Raw genomic sequence first — 13863 nt, forward strand, 5'->3', positions numbered from 1 at the left:
TCAGTAGTGTATAAGAAACTTTTCTGATACCTACAAGACTACCTGAGGGTTGTTTTGTTACACTCTGAAACAATATTTGTCTATTAATGATATTCTATGACCCTGAATCAGCATCTGTCACTTCAATACTGTATTCATTAGGATTGATGGTTGCAACAAGAAGTACATCATTTGATTGTGCAGGATTTCCTTCTATAACCAGTTCATTCCCGGCAGCACTGGTGATTGTATATGTCCCGTTCTCATTGGATATGACTAAATCTTCAGCACCTTCAGGAACCAATCCGGGAAATGCGATGCCCTCAAAAGTAAAACCAGTAAAAGACTTATCCCCGCCTCCCAGCATTGAAGGCCGCATATAATAAGCCTGTGAAGAAAGTGCTATAGCGCCCAGATCGTTTCTAACGGCGTCCTGGTTCGCATTTTCAGAAGAGTTGCTGAATGTATTAATAGCTACAACTGCTGCCACTCCTACCACGATTGTAACCAATATGACTAAAAGTAATTGTTGCTGTCCCATTTTATTCTAAGTTTTATAAAGGTAAATTTTCTCTCATTAACCGCTACAGGAAACTACTCATATCCGATATATTTGAAAATTAATTATGTCTATAATTATGTTTGAATTATTTGACATAAATAATAGTGTAAAGACTATAAAGGAATAATTCCCTGGTCCCAGAATCGCGGCCATAATCTGGACTCTGGAAAGCTTTGAATGTACTCAAAGTAGCCGGCTGACAATTCATCAATAATAGGAACAGTCAAAATCAAAATTGTTACAAAAAATGCAAGTAGTAAGAGGCAGAGTAGATATTTATTGTACCTGACTTTTTGTTGTTTTTTATTCCACGCAAGCACCCATGCAGTAATAAGTATGAACCAAACCTGGCTTAAAGGCGTATGCATCACGCCACTTACAAGCGAATGAAGCAAAGCTGCAAAAAGAGAACCATACATCCCAATAACCACGATAGAACGTGATTGAAGGTATCTATTGGAATTTCTGATTTTCAATGAACTTTGTGCAAAAAGTATCATTATTCCCGTCAGAAAGATAAATGAGATAATACCCCACTCCGCTAAAAATTGAATCAAATAATTATGCGGATGAGCTGCACCTGGCGTATTGCCCATTACTGAATAGTGCATTGGACCCACTCCAAAAACGGGATTGTCCACCCACATTTCCAATCCTTTTTGCCAAAGATCAAGGCGATTGCTATCTGTGAATCGTAAAAGAGGGGCTTCCCGGGTTGAAGGCAAATAGATGAACAGAATAAGATATCCTGCAAGACCCGTTAAAAATGTCAAAATTGTGACTTTAAAAAACTCAATGGCTTCATTTTTAAAGATGAAGATGACCATCACTCCTGAAGCAAAAATTGCAACAAGTGTTCCACGCCCACCTGATGCAAATACTAATACCCACCATATAGAAGCCAAAAGAAATAATGTGATTACTTCTACTTTAAGCCAACCTTTCAATTTATTCTTAAAGAAAATAATGATTGAAAATAATATGGGAAATGTCCAAGATTGTGTATGATTGAAAAATCGTTTGTTTGAAAAATACAGAACGTCTTTACCGGTTAACGTAGTCTCTCCAAATGTGATGGAATAGGTAATTTTATCAGGCCACAAAATTACCATGGGATCCATGTAGGATGTTATATAATTACCAATGAAAATAATTATGTATAAAGAGGAAAAAAGAGTTGCTGTAACAAAAATAGAAATTCCAAGCCGATAGAGATTTCTTTGATTTGTTGGAGATAGAAGGATAAAAAGCAGGATAATCCAAAATGTAAACGCATATTCGAGAAGTGCATACTTAAAAAATTCTGATAGTACTACAGAAACAAATCCTGCAATAAAAATACCCGAAAGGAATAAAAAAGAGGGTGAGTTATAAGATAAGTTGAGGGATATTTTGCTCTTGCCTCGTCCTGGAACATACCACTGGTATAGTAAACCCAGTGTAATTAACCCAAAAACCACCAATTGCAAGATTCTCTGGCTGTCATGGAATCGCAAACCCGGCAACCTGAGGTATGGTGCAAGGATTAGATAAAGGGATAATATGGCGTAGTAAAATTTAGACATAAAAAAACCTTCCGGATTTTGGTCCGGAAGGTTAATCATTTCAAAAGAATATTTGAAATTAGCTGCCGCTGCCGAAAGCAAGTACAGTTACGTTGTTTGCAGTAACAGTAGCTTCACCAGACTCGGTTGCATCAGTACCGCCAGACAGTACACCGTCAGCGTCAACCGTTCCAGCTACATAGTCTTCATCACTGGCAGGATGCGCAGTAATCAAGAAGCTGTCAACTCCACGTGCGGAGATTACATATCGTCCGTTTTCATTCTGTGCAGTAAGACCGTCAGCAGTAACGCCATTTGCAGCAAAACCGAAGTCTTCGAATGTAATGTTAGTGAACGTACGTCCACCGCCACCCAGCATGGTAGGCTTCATGAAGTAACCTTGTGAACCGGATGCAATCGCAGCCACATCAGTACGTACAGCATCGATGTTAGCCGCATCAGCAGCAGATCCGAAGGTGTTAATAGCCACAACCGTCGCGATACCCACGATGATTGTTACGAGAATAACGAGTAATAATTGTTGTTGACCCATTGTAGTTTACCTTTGTTTTGTTGTGTTGTTTTTAAGTAAAAGTGTGTTGTTTTAAGAGTAATAGACCGTGGTGTCACGGATCACAGGTATAAAGAGCAGCCGAATTTCAAAGTGTTACAAAAAATTTGATCCTCGGTTTTTTCTTTAATCAAGTCCTGTCAGTTTTAGCGTGAACCATGACATGTTGTTTCTCCGTTGTCTCACGGTACCTGCTTTAACCTTCTTCAAGGTCAGACATTCCCAACCCATAGTCACTACATGGTTATGTGGTATTTCTGAAAACTTTCGGATGCATGCGGAACTCCTCAAGAATTGCGCCTGAAGGTATTGATCAGTGAGGTATCGTACAAGTGGCGAAGTTGTATTTTTTAAATAAGAGAAAGGATTGGTTTGACATCTGCATGCTGCGTTATAAGCAACGCAGTGGCCACGTCTGTTTATGACGCTATATCCACATTTTGTCTGAACTCTGGTGGGATGTACTCGATGATGCGCTTCAGCAGATGTTGATGGATCCGGTTGTTTCCTGCAACCAGCCGCTCTCCAAACAGCCAATTGTCCTCTCCCATCCAGTTGGTAACGGCGCCGCCTGCCTCCTTAATTATAAGGGATGCTGCTGCCACGTCCCAGGGCTGCAGCGAATATTCGAAGAAGCCATCGAATCTGCCGGCAGCCACACAGCAGAGATCATACGTTGCTGCTCCGGGCCTTCTGATGCCCTGAAGCTCGTCCATGAACAGTCTGAAAAGTTTCAGATATGAATCGATAAGTGAGAGGTCATTATAAGGAAAACCCGTTGCAATGAATGCATCCCTTGGGTTGTCTGTTGCTGATACTTGTATCGCCTTACCGTTTAAAAAGGCTCCCAATCCAGCTTCTGCGGTGAACTCCTCGTTTCTGTTCACCTCGATTACAACGGCTGTTTTGGGTTGCCGGTGTTCCCATAGAGCAACGGAAACGCAGTAAATGGGAAAATCGTGGGCGAAGTTGGTTGTACCGTCAATCGGATCTACAATCCAGGTACGGTTATCCGTTAATGAATGAGTAGCCAGAGTCTCCTCAGCAAGTATGCTATCGTCAGGACAGTGTTCCCTGATTACTGACAGTATCTCTTTTTCAGTGGCAATATCTGCGTCGGTTACCAGATCATGAAACCCCTTTTCGCGGGTGTTCAGTTTTTTGTTCCTGTAGCTTTTTATAGTCTCCACTCCTTTACGGGCAGCTTTCAGGGCAACATTGAGATCGCTGTTCATCTTTTTGGTTAATGAAACGTCTTGTTAAGATAATTTAAATCAGGAATTGTTAATTGAAATCAACAGGCCCTTATGCCTATGGTATCTCTTTGGGCCTGAGTAATGAATTGACTACCCTTCCCCTTCCCCTTTCATTTTATACTCAAAGCCGTTTTTATCTGAAATAGGATCCGATTTAATGAAATCGGGATCTTCAAACAGCTCATCTGACGGAGTTTTTTGTATACGGCTTATCTCCTTCTGAACTTTGGTCAGTAGTTTCATGAGCCTGGCTTTTTCTTCACCATCTGCGTTTTTCAGGTCGATAGCGATGCTTTTACGTTTTCTCTCAAAAAAATAGAGGTGCAGAGGTTTCAGTGTTGATTTAGCGGTCTTAAACGGATTTTTATCCCTTTTAAATATACTTCCCGTTTTTTCCGCATGCTTCTCACTCAGGGTATACCGTTCCAGCAATATGTCACCAAGTAATGTGGGATAAGGAGCTTCACGTTCTGTGTAATGTTCTATCGTAACCTTTTCACCTTTTACATGCCGATTTATAATGTCAGCATAGAACGCTTTCAGCTCCTCATCTTCAAAATGATCTTCTGCAACGTTGTGCCCGATGAACCGTATCATGTTCTCCCCGTATCGCAGCATCAGCCGGATAAGCTCCATCTCGTAATGGGGTTTTTTCCTTAGAGCCTGTTCACGGTTACGAAATCTATCTTTACCATCAATTTGTTCAGGCAGTGACTGAGCACTTTGTGGGTTACCATAATCATCACCGTCCCGGATGTCAGGAATATCACCCATGTATGCGGGTGGCGCTGAGAGATTAGAGCCTGCTTTATACTGTTTTTTCTGTTTTTTTTCCGATAGAATTTTTTCCATCTGCTGAAAAAGTTCTCGGTCGCTTCCTTTTCGGTACTTCTGGGTTTTCTGATGCAGGTGCTGTATAAATACCTGCCGTTCCAGCTCTTCCGGAATCAATGCAATGCTTTCCAAAATTTTTCTGATGGTGGAAGACCTCCCGCCTGGCCTCTCCATGTCACCCTCTTTTTCCGCTTTCAGTATTGTGAAGGTGACAAAATCTTCTGCTCTCTTTCTTTTATAGTCCAGAAATGAGTCCCGCCCAAACTGCTTTACGAACGAGTCGGGGTCCTCCTTCTCCGGCAGTTCCAGCAGAAAGACCTCCATTCCCTGTTCCAAAGCAATATTCATTCCGCGCTGCATAGCCGCCTGCCCCGCTGAATCTGCATCGTAAATCATGACGATACGGTTACCGTAGCGCTGTAAAATTTTTATCTGTCCCGGCGTGAGGGATGTGCCGCTTGATGCCACCACATTCTTAATACCATGCCTGTTCATGGTGATTACATCGGTGTACCCTTCCACAAGAATTACTTCACCTTCTTTGCGGATCTCATTCTTGGCAAAATTGATTCCATATACTACCTCACTTTTGTTGTATACAGGCGTTTGGGCAGAATTGATGTATTTGGCCGTCTTTTTTGATTCATCCAGTATCCTCCCTGCAAACGCAATTACTTTACCCGATGGATTGAAAATGGGAAACATGAGACGGTCGCGGAAAGTATCGTAGTATCCGTCTCCCCGTGAATCCGGCTTTATGAGATCGGCCCGTAACAGGTATTCATCAGGAATGCCTTCGGTTTGAGCCGCTTTTAACAGTTCCGAACCGGGTGGTGCATACCCCAATCCGAAAGATCGGATGGTTTCTTTTTCATACCCCCTTTTGTGCAGGTATGATCGTGCAGTTGCTGCTTTTTCAGACTCCAGAAGCTGACGGTAAAAGAACAAGCCGGCAAATTTCAATGCATGATAAATCCCCTCGCGAAGCCTGGTCTGCTCATCATCACCATCGGTATGCTCATCGGGAATATCAATTCCGTAGCGATCAGCCAATGACCTGAGAGATTCGGGAAAACTGACACCCTCCATAGCCATTACAAAACTAAACACATCACCGCTCTCTCCGCAGCCGAAACATTTGTAAATTCCAAGCTGGGGAGTTACGTGAAATGAGGGTGTTTTTTCACTGTGAAACGGACATAAACCCACAAACCCACTTCCTGACTTTTTCAGCTTCACATAGTCGCCAACCACTTCAACGATATCGGCTGTTTGACGAATTTCCTCTTTTTTGTCATCAGTAATCATACGCTCAAAAAATACCGAAATGAACAGCAGGCTACAAGGAAGATGAGCAGACAGTTGTTTGAAATTATAGAATGGCCGGGAAATAGAATAGGTCATTTACTGCTGCATGGTTCAAGACGTTCCTTGTAGCTTGAAAACAATAAGGGTATATTCACAGCCGACGATTTTTTAACAGAAAAACAAAATTAACTGACCTGATTCATGAGTGTATTAGTTGGCAAGGACAGCCGTCTGGTTGTTCAGGGTTTTACCGGTAGTGAAGGCACGTTTCATGCCGGACAAATGATCGAATACGGTACAAATGTTATTGGTGGAGTAACGCCCGGTAAAGGAGGGCAAAGCCATCTTGACCTGCCCGTTTTCAATACCGTAGCAGATTCCATTGAGAAAGAAGGCGCAAATACCTCTGTAATTTTTGTTCCTCCCGCTTTTGCTGCGGATGCTATTATGGAAGCCGCCATTGCAGGCATAAAGGTAATTATCTGTATCACGGAAGGCATACCCGTGCAGGATATGGTGAAAGCCAAGCAGGTGGTAAAAAACCATGGTGCCACGCTTGTGGGACCCAATTGTCCTGGCGTCATTACTCCCGGAGAAGCCAAAGTTGGTATTATGCCGGCGATGATTTTTTCACCCGGAAATATCGGACTTATATCACGGTCGGGCACCCTTACCTACGAAGCGGTTGACCAGCTCACCAAAGCCGGACTCGGTCAGAGCACCGCAATTGGAATTGGAGGTGATCCGGTAATCGGAACGAACCATACTGATGCAGTTAAACTGTTTGAGAATGATCCGGGAACAGATGCCATTGTTTTGATTGGTGAGATTGGCGGTTCTGCCGAGGAAGACGCTGCTGCGTATATCAAAGATCATGTATCAAAACCAGTTGTTGCCTTTATTGCGGGCAGCACGGCTCCTCCCGGACGACGAATGGGTCACGCAGGGGCAATTATCTCAGGCGGTAAAGGTACCGCAGAAGATAAGAAGAAGGCATTGCGCGATGCAGGTGTCACCGTTGCCGAAAGTCCCGCTGAGATTGGAGAAACGCTTAAAGGCATTCTCTGATTTCCCGTAACTGAATTGTTACTGTTTTAGAATGGCCGCATGAAAATTCATGCGGCCATTTTTATATCCGGAAACAGGCCAATAAAGGATTACGCCCCTTCGGGGCTTTGTCATTCTGATGCTTATTGTACATAGCGCGCTGCGCTATGCTTTTGATGGCGCTCCTTTGGAGCTTGATTCAACCGTAATGCCAGGTTGGTCAAATGAAGGATCACCTTTTGGGATTGGTTTATATTATGGATGGAGCGATTTAGAAGAGAACGATAAACCCCAACGAGGTGCTATCATAAGCACAGTGCGAAGCGCTGTGTTTAGAGAGGCCCACAATCTAAAGCTCTGAAAGAGCTTAATCCTGTATTATTCTTGAATAACCTATGATTATTAATTTCTTGAAAGATCGGTCTACGATTAAAGAGCTGTTCTTTTATGTTTTCCCTCACTCCCATAAGTATTTTTCATCATGAACTATGTTGAATTTGTTTAAAAATGCAACAAGTTCATCCTTGTATTGCCTTTTATCGTGATGATCTCTCTGATTTTTTATATATCTGATTAATTTCTCTACTTCATCAGGTCGGACTGAAATTGCACAATATCCATCCTGCCAATAGAAATCTGAGTATTGTTGACCTTTTGTTTTTATCCATTTCGAAGATCTTTTTTTTAACTCCTCAATAAATTTCGGCAGGGTTACATTTTTGGACAACCTGCAAAGAATGTGGACATGATCTATGTATCCACCAATTTGAATCGGATTGGCACCGGTTACCTTACATATACCGCCTAAATAGTTGAATAACTCAGATGAAATCCGGTTATCAATTAAAGGTTTTCGGTTTTTTGTACTGAATACTACGTGTATATATATGCTATTCAATGATTGTGGCATAAGGCTGTCTCTCTTTTTGTTCTGTATTAAAGCTCACTTAATTGTATGAACCAGAAAATCTCGATTCCTTACAGATAATTTTTTTTGGATTACGCCCTTCAGGGCTTTCGCGTTTTGACGCTTATTGTACATAGCGCGCTGCGCTATGCTTTTGATGGCGCTCCTTTGGAGCTTATTATAGGAAGTGCATCCAGCACACAACCTTTGGTCATGTGATCAAATTTTACTTTAAAATCTTTGAAATCGATAAACCCCGACGGGGTGTCATCATAAGCACAGTGCGAAGCACTGTGTTTAGAGAGGCCCACAATCTAAAGTTCTGAAAGAGCGTCATCCCGACTGAACCTTTAAGTCGATTTGATGTTTCAAGGGATTCTTCCGGATTACACCCCTTCGGGGCTTTGTCATTCTGATGCTTATTGTACATAGAGTGTTGCGCTATGCTGTTGATGACGCTCCTTTGGAGCTTAATTCAACCGTAATGCCAGGTTGGTCAAATGAAGGATCACCTTTTGGGATTGGTTTATATTATGGACAGAGCGATTTAGAAGAGAACGATAAACCCCAACGGGGTGTCATCATAAGCACAGTGCGAAGCGCTGTGTTTGGATAGGCCCACAATCTAAGCTCTGAAAGAGCGTCATCCCAACTGAACCCTGATCCGGTCAGATGCTATACCCATCAGGTATCACTGTTCCCTTCTGAATAATGACAATACCGTCAACAACATGGTGTTTGTCATATTTCCCATCATCCAGATGGGTTCCGCCCACAATTCTTACGTCATTGCCAATCCGTGCATTTTTGTCAATGATGGCGCGGCTGATAAAACAGCGCTGTCCGATACCCATCAGAGGTTTTTCATTAGACTGACTGGTAAGTTCTGCTTCCGTGGCGAAATAGTCGTTACCCATAACGATGGAGTGTTCGATCGTCGTACCTCTTCCGATACGGGAACGGATTCCCACAATGGACCTTTCAATTCTGCTGGCTTCGATAATACACCCCTCCGCAATCAATACATGATCGGTAGATGTGCCTGTCAATTTTGAGGCCGGAAGAAGCCGCGCTCTTGTGTAGATTTGACGTTCATTATCATAAAGATTGAAATCCGGCACAGTATCGGTGAGTGCCAGGTTTGCATCAAAAAAGGAACCTATCGTACCGATATCCGTCCAATATCCGCTGTATGGATAACTAATCACCTTTGCACCACCATCTATAGCTTTTGGAATAATCTCCTTTCCAAAATCCGTTGCATCGGGATTATCCTCGAAAAGCCTTATCAGATCCTCCTTGTTGAAAACGTATATACCCATTGAGGCCAGGTATACCCTGCCCTTCTCTTTCATTTCGTCTGTTGTTTCGGACGTCCATTTTGAAAGCTCCTCTGTGGCAGGTTTTTCTACGAATGAGTTAATCTCTCCATTTCCTCCGGTTTTCATAATTCCAAAACCCGGAGCATCCGCAGCATTTACAGGGATCGTGGCTACTGTCAGATTCGCTTTTGCCTTCTTATGATTTTCGATCAGTTTATTATAATCCATCTGGTAGAGCTGATCACCTGAAAGAACCAAAACATGTTCATATTCATGGTTTGCCATATGGTGGATGGACTGACGGACTGCATCAGCAGTGCCCTGAAACCAATTTGAGCTCTTCGGGGTCTGCTCTGCAGCAAGGATGTCTACAAAACCGTGCGAAAACAGATCAAAATTGTATGTGTTTTTGATGTGACGATTCAGGGATGCTGAATTGAACTGGGTGAGTACGAATATTTTGCGTATACCGGAGTTAAGACAGTTTGAAATCGGAATATCTACAAGCCGGTATTTACCTGCTATAGGTACTGCCGGTTTACTGCGGTGCCTTGTAAGCGGGTGAAGCCTTGTCCCCCTTCCGCCTCCCAAAATGATTGCAATGGTCTTGTTGCTCATTATTCCCCTTTCATTTTTTTAAGTTCTTCGTAGAGATCCGTGTAATTTTCAGCAGCTTTTTCCCATGAAAAATCCAGTCCCATGATGTATCTGCGTATACTATTAAAAAACTGTTTTTCCTGAAAGAATTCCACTCCCCTTTTTACTGTATTAAAAGCCTGTTCCACATCAAAATCATCGAATACAAGTCCATAACCGTTTTCCTCATTCAGGTCTGTCACCGTATCCGCAAGTCCCCCGGTTTTTCTGACAACCGGGACCGTGCCATATCGCATCGAATAGAGCTGGTTTAATCCACAAGGCTCTACCCTGGAGGGCATCAGAATAAAATCACTTCCTGCATAGATTCTGTGGGCCAGCTTTTCATTATACTCCAGCCGGGCATCAAAATACCCCATATATTCACCCTGAAGCTGTTTTAATACATCATGAAGTGCCGGGTCTCCGGTGCCAAGAACAACAAATATAGCTTCCAGATTCTCCTCTCTGCATCGTTTTATAAGATCAGGCAGCAGATCGGCCCCTTTCTCTCTTACCAGGCGACCTATAAAAGAAAACAGTGGTTTGTCAGGCTTAAGACTGAATTCATCACACAAATATGCCTTGTTCGCAGCTTTACCCGATTTATAATTTCTCAGACTGTAGGTTTTATCCAGATATTCATCTGTTTTTGGATCCCAGACGTCAGTATCTATTCCATTCAGTATACCGGCTGTTTTGTCCTTTTCATGGCGCAGCAGTGTTTCCAGACCATGACAGTCCTCCAAAAGCTCATTCATATACCCTTCCGATACCGTTGTAACTTTCCATGCTGACTTAATTCCGGCTGCAAGCGAGTTTAACTTTCCGTTCCAGTCAAGCAGTCCGATTTTCCCAAGATTGAACGCGGGAAGCATGGTATAGCTACCGATATCGTGCATGCCCTGGTATTCACCATTGTGAATGGTAATGACGGACGGGGTATCTGAGTAATTATCATACCTGAAACAGTGATTCATCATAAAGGGCACAAGACCTGTGTGATGGTCATGGCAGTGTATCACATCAGGATTTCGATCCGTTTGGCTTAACCATTCCAGAGCGGCAATCTGAAAACTGAAAAAACGTTCTTTTTCATCCCAATAAGGATGACCCGACCATGGATCTATATAAATTCCGGGACGGTCGAAGCGCCCAGGTATCTCTACAAGATTGAGTTCAAATCCAAGGTCAGGATCATCCAGGCGATGCACCCTGAAGAAAAAGGTGTCTGTTCCAAAAGGCGCCGATCCTTCAAAGATGGGTGAAGTTGAAGCCTTCTGAAGCCAATTTGTTTGGTAATATGGCAAAATCACTGATGATGTTTGCCCAAGTTTGTTGAGGTATTTTGGAAGTGCACCTGCAACATCCCCCAAACCACCTGCCTTAGCAGCCGGATAACATTCTGCCGTAATGTGGATGATTTCCATAAACTATTTGAACCAGATTATATTCTATCTTACCGCCTGTATGCGGCAGTCAAATAAGAAAAAGATTTGTACATCTGCAACGCCGTACAGTGATTAATTGGAATCATCACTCTCAAGCAAAAAAGACAATGCTGTTAAAACTGAGATATTTTTTTTAGCAGCTTTTTTATTATAATGACGGCTCCTGAAAAAGAGAATAAAAATAAACGGATAGAATTACATTGTGACAAATACCATTGAGGTACATAACGTAACCAAGGCGTTTGGTGAGACAAAAGCGGTTGATGACGTCAGTTTTAATATTGAAAAGGGAAAGATTTTCGGTCTCCTGGGGCCCAACGGTGCGGGTAAAACCACTACCATCCGAATGATCAACTATATCATTCTGCCTGACGATGGTAAAGTGCTGATCAATGGAATTAAAGCGGGCCCCCAAACACAAAAAATGATTGGGTATATGCCCGAGGAGCGCGGGCTTTACAAGAAAATGAAAGTTGGCGAACAGCTGCTTTACCTGGCTCAGCTGAAAGGATTAAGTGCATCGGATGCCAGGGAAAAAATCCGATACTGGCTCAAAAGATTTAATGCCTACGACTGGCATTCAAAAGTTGTAGGTGAACTTTCTAAAGGAATGAGTCAGAAAATTCAATTCATTTCTACGATCGTTCATGACCCGGAAATTTATATTTTTGATGAACCCTTCAGCGGTCTTGACCCCATAAACAGTGAACTGCTGAAAGAAATCATCATTGAGTTGAAGGAAAAGGGAAATACCATTCTTTTTTCCACACACCGCATGGAACAGGTGGAACAGATGTGCGATGATATTTGCCTGTTCAACAACGGTAAAGTAGTTCTGACCGGTAACCTGAGAAATATTAAAAAAGAGTTCGGGAAAAATACCGTCCTTATTGAATTTCAGGGCGACGGTTCATTCCTGGACCGGCTTGAAAATGTCAGAATCAATAACAGGTCAACCAACTTTGCTGAAGTTCGTATTCTGGACGGCCTGAACTCACAAACGATTCTCAAAAAAGCGATGGAAGCCGCTGAAATTCACAAATTTCAGCTTGTGGAACCATCGCTCAATGAAATATTTATATCGGTTGTTGGTGAAGACAATATTAAGAAGCAACATGAAGAGGAGCTCAGGGCATGAATTGGAGTCAGACGTTTTTAGTAAGTAAACGGGAATACCTTACGCGTGTAAAGAGCAAAGGATTTATCTGGGCTACCATTCTGGTGCCCGTAGGTTTTGCCCTGCTGATTGCCGTGGGAATATTTATTGCAGTGTGGGACACGGATATAGACTACTCAATCGGTATCAGTGATGAGTCGGGCCGCGTAATTAGCGACCTGCAGGAATCGAATGGTGATGAATATACCGATATCACCGACATTCCCGTTGATACGGTCCGTGCCATGGTACAGCGTGAAGAGCTTACCGGTTACGTGCTGGTAACCAACGAAAACATTGAAGGAGATAGGCCGCTTGAACTGATCTACAGCGGAAGCGGCGGGCTTCAGCTTCTCACTACGGTTCGCAGCGACCTTCGGGAGTCCATACGGCAGGAACGTCTACGCAGAGCTGAAGTCAGTGATGATATACGGAATATATTTGAATCACGGATTGCCCTGGAATCTCGACGGCTGACCCGGGAGGGTGAAGAGAGCGAAGACGACACCGAGATATTATCAATGGTCGGTTTCTTTATGGGTATTATCATCTTTGGCGCCATTTTCGGCTATGGCGGATATATTATGCGGGGGGTTATTGAAGAGAAAACCAATCGTATTATTGAGGTCATTACTTCCTCTGTGAGGCCCATTGAACTTCTTACCGGTAAAATGGCAGGTGTTGGCGCTATCGCCATTACACAGTTTGGGATCTGGATACTCGCAATGAGCGGCCTGTCTGCCCTGGCAGGTCCGGTAGCGGCATCAATGATGCCCTCTGCACCTGCAGCAGCCTCTGAACTGCCCGATGAGCTGAATGGCACGGCCAACGCAGAGCTTCCTGCATTTCTTGATTTGCCAACGATTGAAACCTCGCTTATCATCTATTTTGTTCTCTTTTTCCTGCTTGGATACCTTCTTTACAGTTCACTGTTTGCCGCCATCGGTTCAGCTGCAGATTCTGAAACCGATACGCAACAGCTGATGCTTCCCATTACGGTACCCATTATGATAGCCTATCTGATCCTGTTCCATGCAATGAGAAGCCCGGATAGTGCACTTTCAGTAGTCGGTTCCATGATTCCTTTTTTCTCACCCATTGTAATGGTAACCAGGATAGCTATTACCGAAGTACCTTTCTGGCAACCTCTTACAGCCATTTTGCTTATGGCCGTTACCTTTGTAGGTACGATGTGGCTGAGTGCCAGAATTTATAAGGTGGGCATTCTCAGTTATGGAAAATCTGCCAGTTTTAAAGATCTCGCAAAATGGATTAAGCAGTAGCTGCTAG

The 13863-nt window shown here is 43.1% G+C and carries 11 protein-coding genes; 3 read left to right on the forward strand and 8 right to left on the reverse strand.

Features of this window, described 5'->3' with window-relative positions:
• Nucleotides 1-94: 94 nt before the first annotated feature.
• The 5 genes from DDZ15_RS04975 to dnaG all read right to left on the reverse strand — a co-directional run bounded on the left by DDZ15_RS04975 (nt 95) and on the right by dnaG (nt 6054).
• Nucleotides 95-520, reverse strand: coding sequence for a hypothetical protein (locus tag DDZ15_RS04975; protein WP_146198517.1), 426 nt, complete (start codon nt 518-520; stop codon nt 95-97).
• Between the two features lie 134 nt (nt 521-654).
• Nucleotides 655-2187, reverse strand: coding sequence for an O-antigen ligase family protein (locus tag DDZ15_RS04980; RefSeq protein ID WP_109645700.1), 1533 nt, complete (start codon nt 2185-2187; stop codon nt 655-657).
• Nucleotides 2165-2638, reverse strand: a complete 474-nt coding sequence (locus DDZ15_RS04985; protein WP_199222881.1) for a hypothetical protein — start codon at nt 2636-2638, stop codon at nt 2165-2167. Before DDZ15_RS04985 ends, DDZ15_RS04980 begins: the two co-directional genes overlap by 23 nt.
• A gap of 437 nt (nt 2639-3075) precedes the next feature.
• Nucleotides 3076-3891: an inositol monophosphatase family protein gene (locus tag DDZ15_RS04990; RefSeq protein WP_109645702.1), complete on the reverse strand. Its 816-nt coding sequence runs from the start codon at nt 3889-3891 to the stop codon at nt 3076-3078.
• 111 nt (nt 3892-4002) lie between these two features.
• Entirely contained in the window at nt 4003-6054 is a 2052-nt protein-coding gene (gene dnaG, locus DDZ15_RS04995) for a DNA primase (protein WP_109645788.1), read from the reverse strand.
• Nucleotides 6055-6255: 201 nt separating this feature from the next.
• On the opposite strand from dnaG, the gene sucD reads away from it, so the two are divergent.
• Nucleotides 6256-7122 (forward strand): succinate--CoA ligase subunit alpha, encoded by an 867-nt coding sequence (gene sucD, locus DDZ15_RS05000; protein WP_109645703.1) that lies wholly within the window; start codon nt 6256-6258, stop codon nt 7120-7122.
• 436 nt (nt 7123-7558) lie between these two features.
• Here the strand turns inward: sucD and tnpA are convergent, their stop codons facing one another.
• The 3 genes from tnpA to DDZ15_RS05020 all read right to left on the reverse strand — a co-directional run bounded on the left by tnpA (nt 7559) and on the right by DDZ15_RS05020 (nt 11396).
• Nucleotides 7559-8011 (reverse strand): IS200/IS605 family transposase, encoded by a 453-nt coding sequence (tnpA, locus tag DDZ15_RS05010; protein ID WP_109645705.1) that lies wholly within the window; start codon nt 8009-8011, stop codon nt 7559-7561.
• A gap of 665 nt (nt 8012-8676) precedes the next feature.
• The gene (locus tag DDZ15_RS05015; protein ID WP_242978883.1) at nt 8677-9948 is read right to left on the reverse strand and encodes a glucose-1-phosphate adenylyltransferase; all 1272 of its coding nucleotides are present in this window, start codon (nt 9946-9948) and stop codon (nt 8677-8679) included.
• Nucleotides 9948-11396 carry a glycogen synthase gene (locus DDZ15_RS05020; RefSeq protein ID WP_109645707.1) on the reverse strand — a complete coding sequence of 483 codons (1449 nt, stop codon included), beginning with the start codon at nt 11394-11396 and terminating at the stop codon, nt 9948-9950. The genes DDZ15_RS05015 and DDZ15_RS05020 overlap by 1 nt, the downstream gene beginning before the upstream one ends.
• A 223-nt stretch (nt 11397-11619) precedes the next feature.
• Between DDZ15_RS05020 and DDZ15_RS05025 the strand changes: the two genes are divergently transcribed.
• Both DDZ15_RS05025 and DDZ15_RS05030 read left to right on the forward strand, forming a co-directional pair.
• A complete protein-coding gene (locus DDZ15_RS05025; protein WP_109645709.1) occupies nt 11620-12555 on the forward strand; it encodes an ABC transporter ATP-binding protein in 936 nt (311 codons plus the stop codon).
• Nucleotides 12552-13856, forward strand: coding sequence for an ABC transporter permease (locus tag DDZ15_RS05030; RefSeq protein ID WP_109645711.1), 1305 nt, complete (start codon nt 12552-12554; stop codon nt 13854-13856). The genes DDZ15_RS05025 and DDZ15_RS05030 overlap by 4 nt, the downstream gene beginning before the upstream one ends.
• Nucleotides 13857-13863 lie beyond the last annotated feature (7 nt).

It is taken from the genome of Rhodohalobacter mucosus, from assembly GCF_003150675.1.
In the GTDB taxonomy this organism is placed as follows: Bacteria; Bacteroidota; Rhodothermia; order Balneolales; family Balneolaceae; genus Rhodohalobacter; species Rhodohalobacter mucosus.

Excerpts from the sequence above, each read along its gene's own strand:
- DDZ15_RS04975 (WP_146198517.1), bottom strand. The coding sequence starts at position 520 with ATGGGACAGCAACAATTACTTTTAGTCATATTGGTTACAATCGTGGTA.
- DDZ15_RS04985 (WP_199222881.1), bottom strand. The coding sequence starts at position 2,638 with ATGGGTCAACAACAATTATTACTCGTTATTCTCGTAACAATCATCGTG.
- DDZ15_RS04990 (WP_109645702.1), bottom strand. The coding sequence starts at position 3,891 with ATGAACAGCGATCTCAATGTTGCCCTGAAAGCTGCCCGTAAAGGAGTG.
- dnaG (WP_109645788.1), bottom strand. The coding sequence starts at position 6,054 with ATGATTACTGATGACAAAAAAGAGGAAATTCGTCAAACAGCCGATATC.
- sucD (WP_109645703.1), top strand. The coding sequence starts at position 6,256 with ATGAGTGTATTAGTTGGCAAGGACAGCCGTCTGGTTGTTCAGGGTTTT.
- tnpA (WP_109645705.1), bottom strand. The coding sequence starts at position 8,011 with ATGCCACAATCATTGAATAGCATATATATACACGTAGTATTCAGTACA.
- DDZ15_RS05015 (WP_242978883.1), bottom strand. The coding sequence starts at position 9,948 with ATGAGCAACAAGACCATTGCAATCATTTTGGGAGGCGGAAGGGGGACA.
- DDZ15_RS05020 (WP_109645707.1), bottom strand. The coding sequence starts at position 11,396 with ATGGAAATCATCCACATTACGGCAGAATGTTATCCGGCTGCTAAGGCA.
- DDZ15_RS05030 (WP_109645711.1), top strand. The coding sequence starts at position 12,552 with ATGAATTGGAGTCAGACGTTTTTAGTAAGTAAACGGGAATACCTTACG.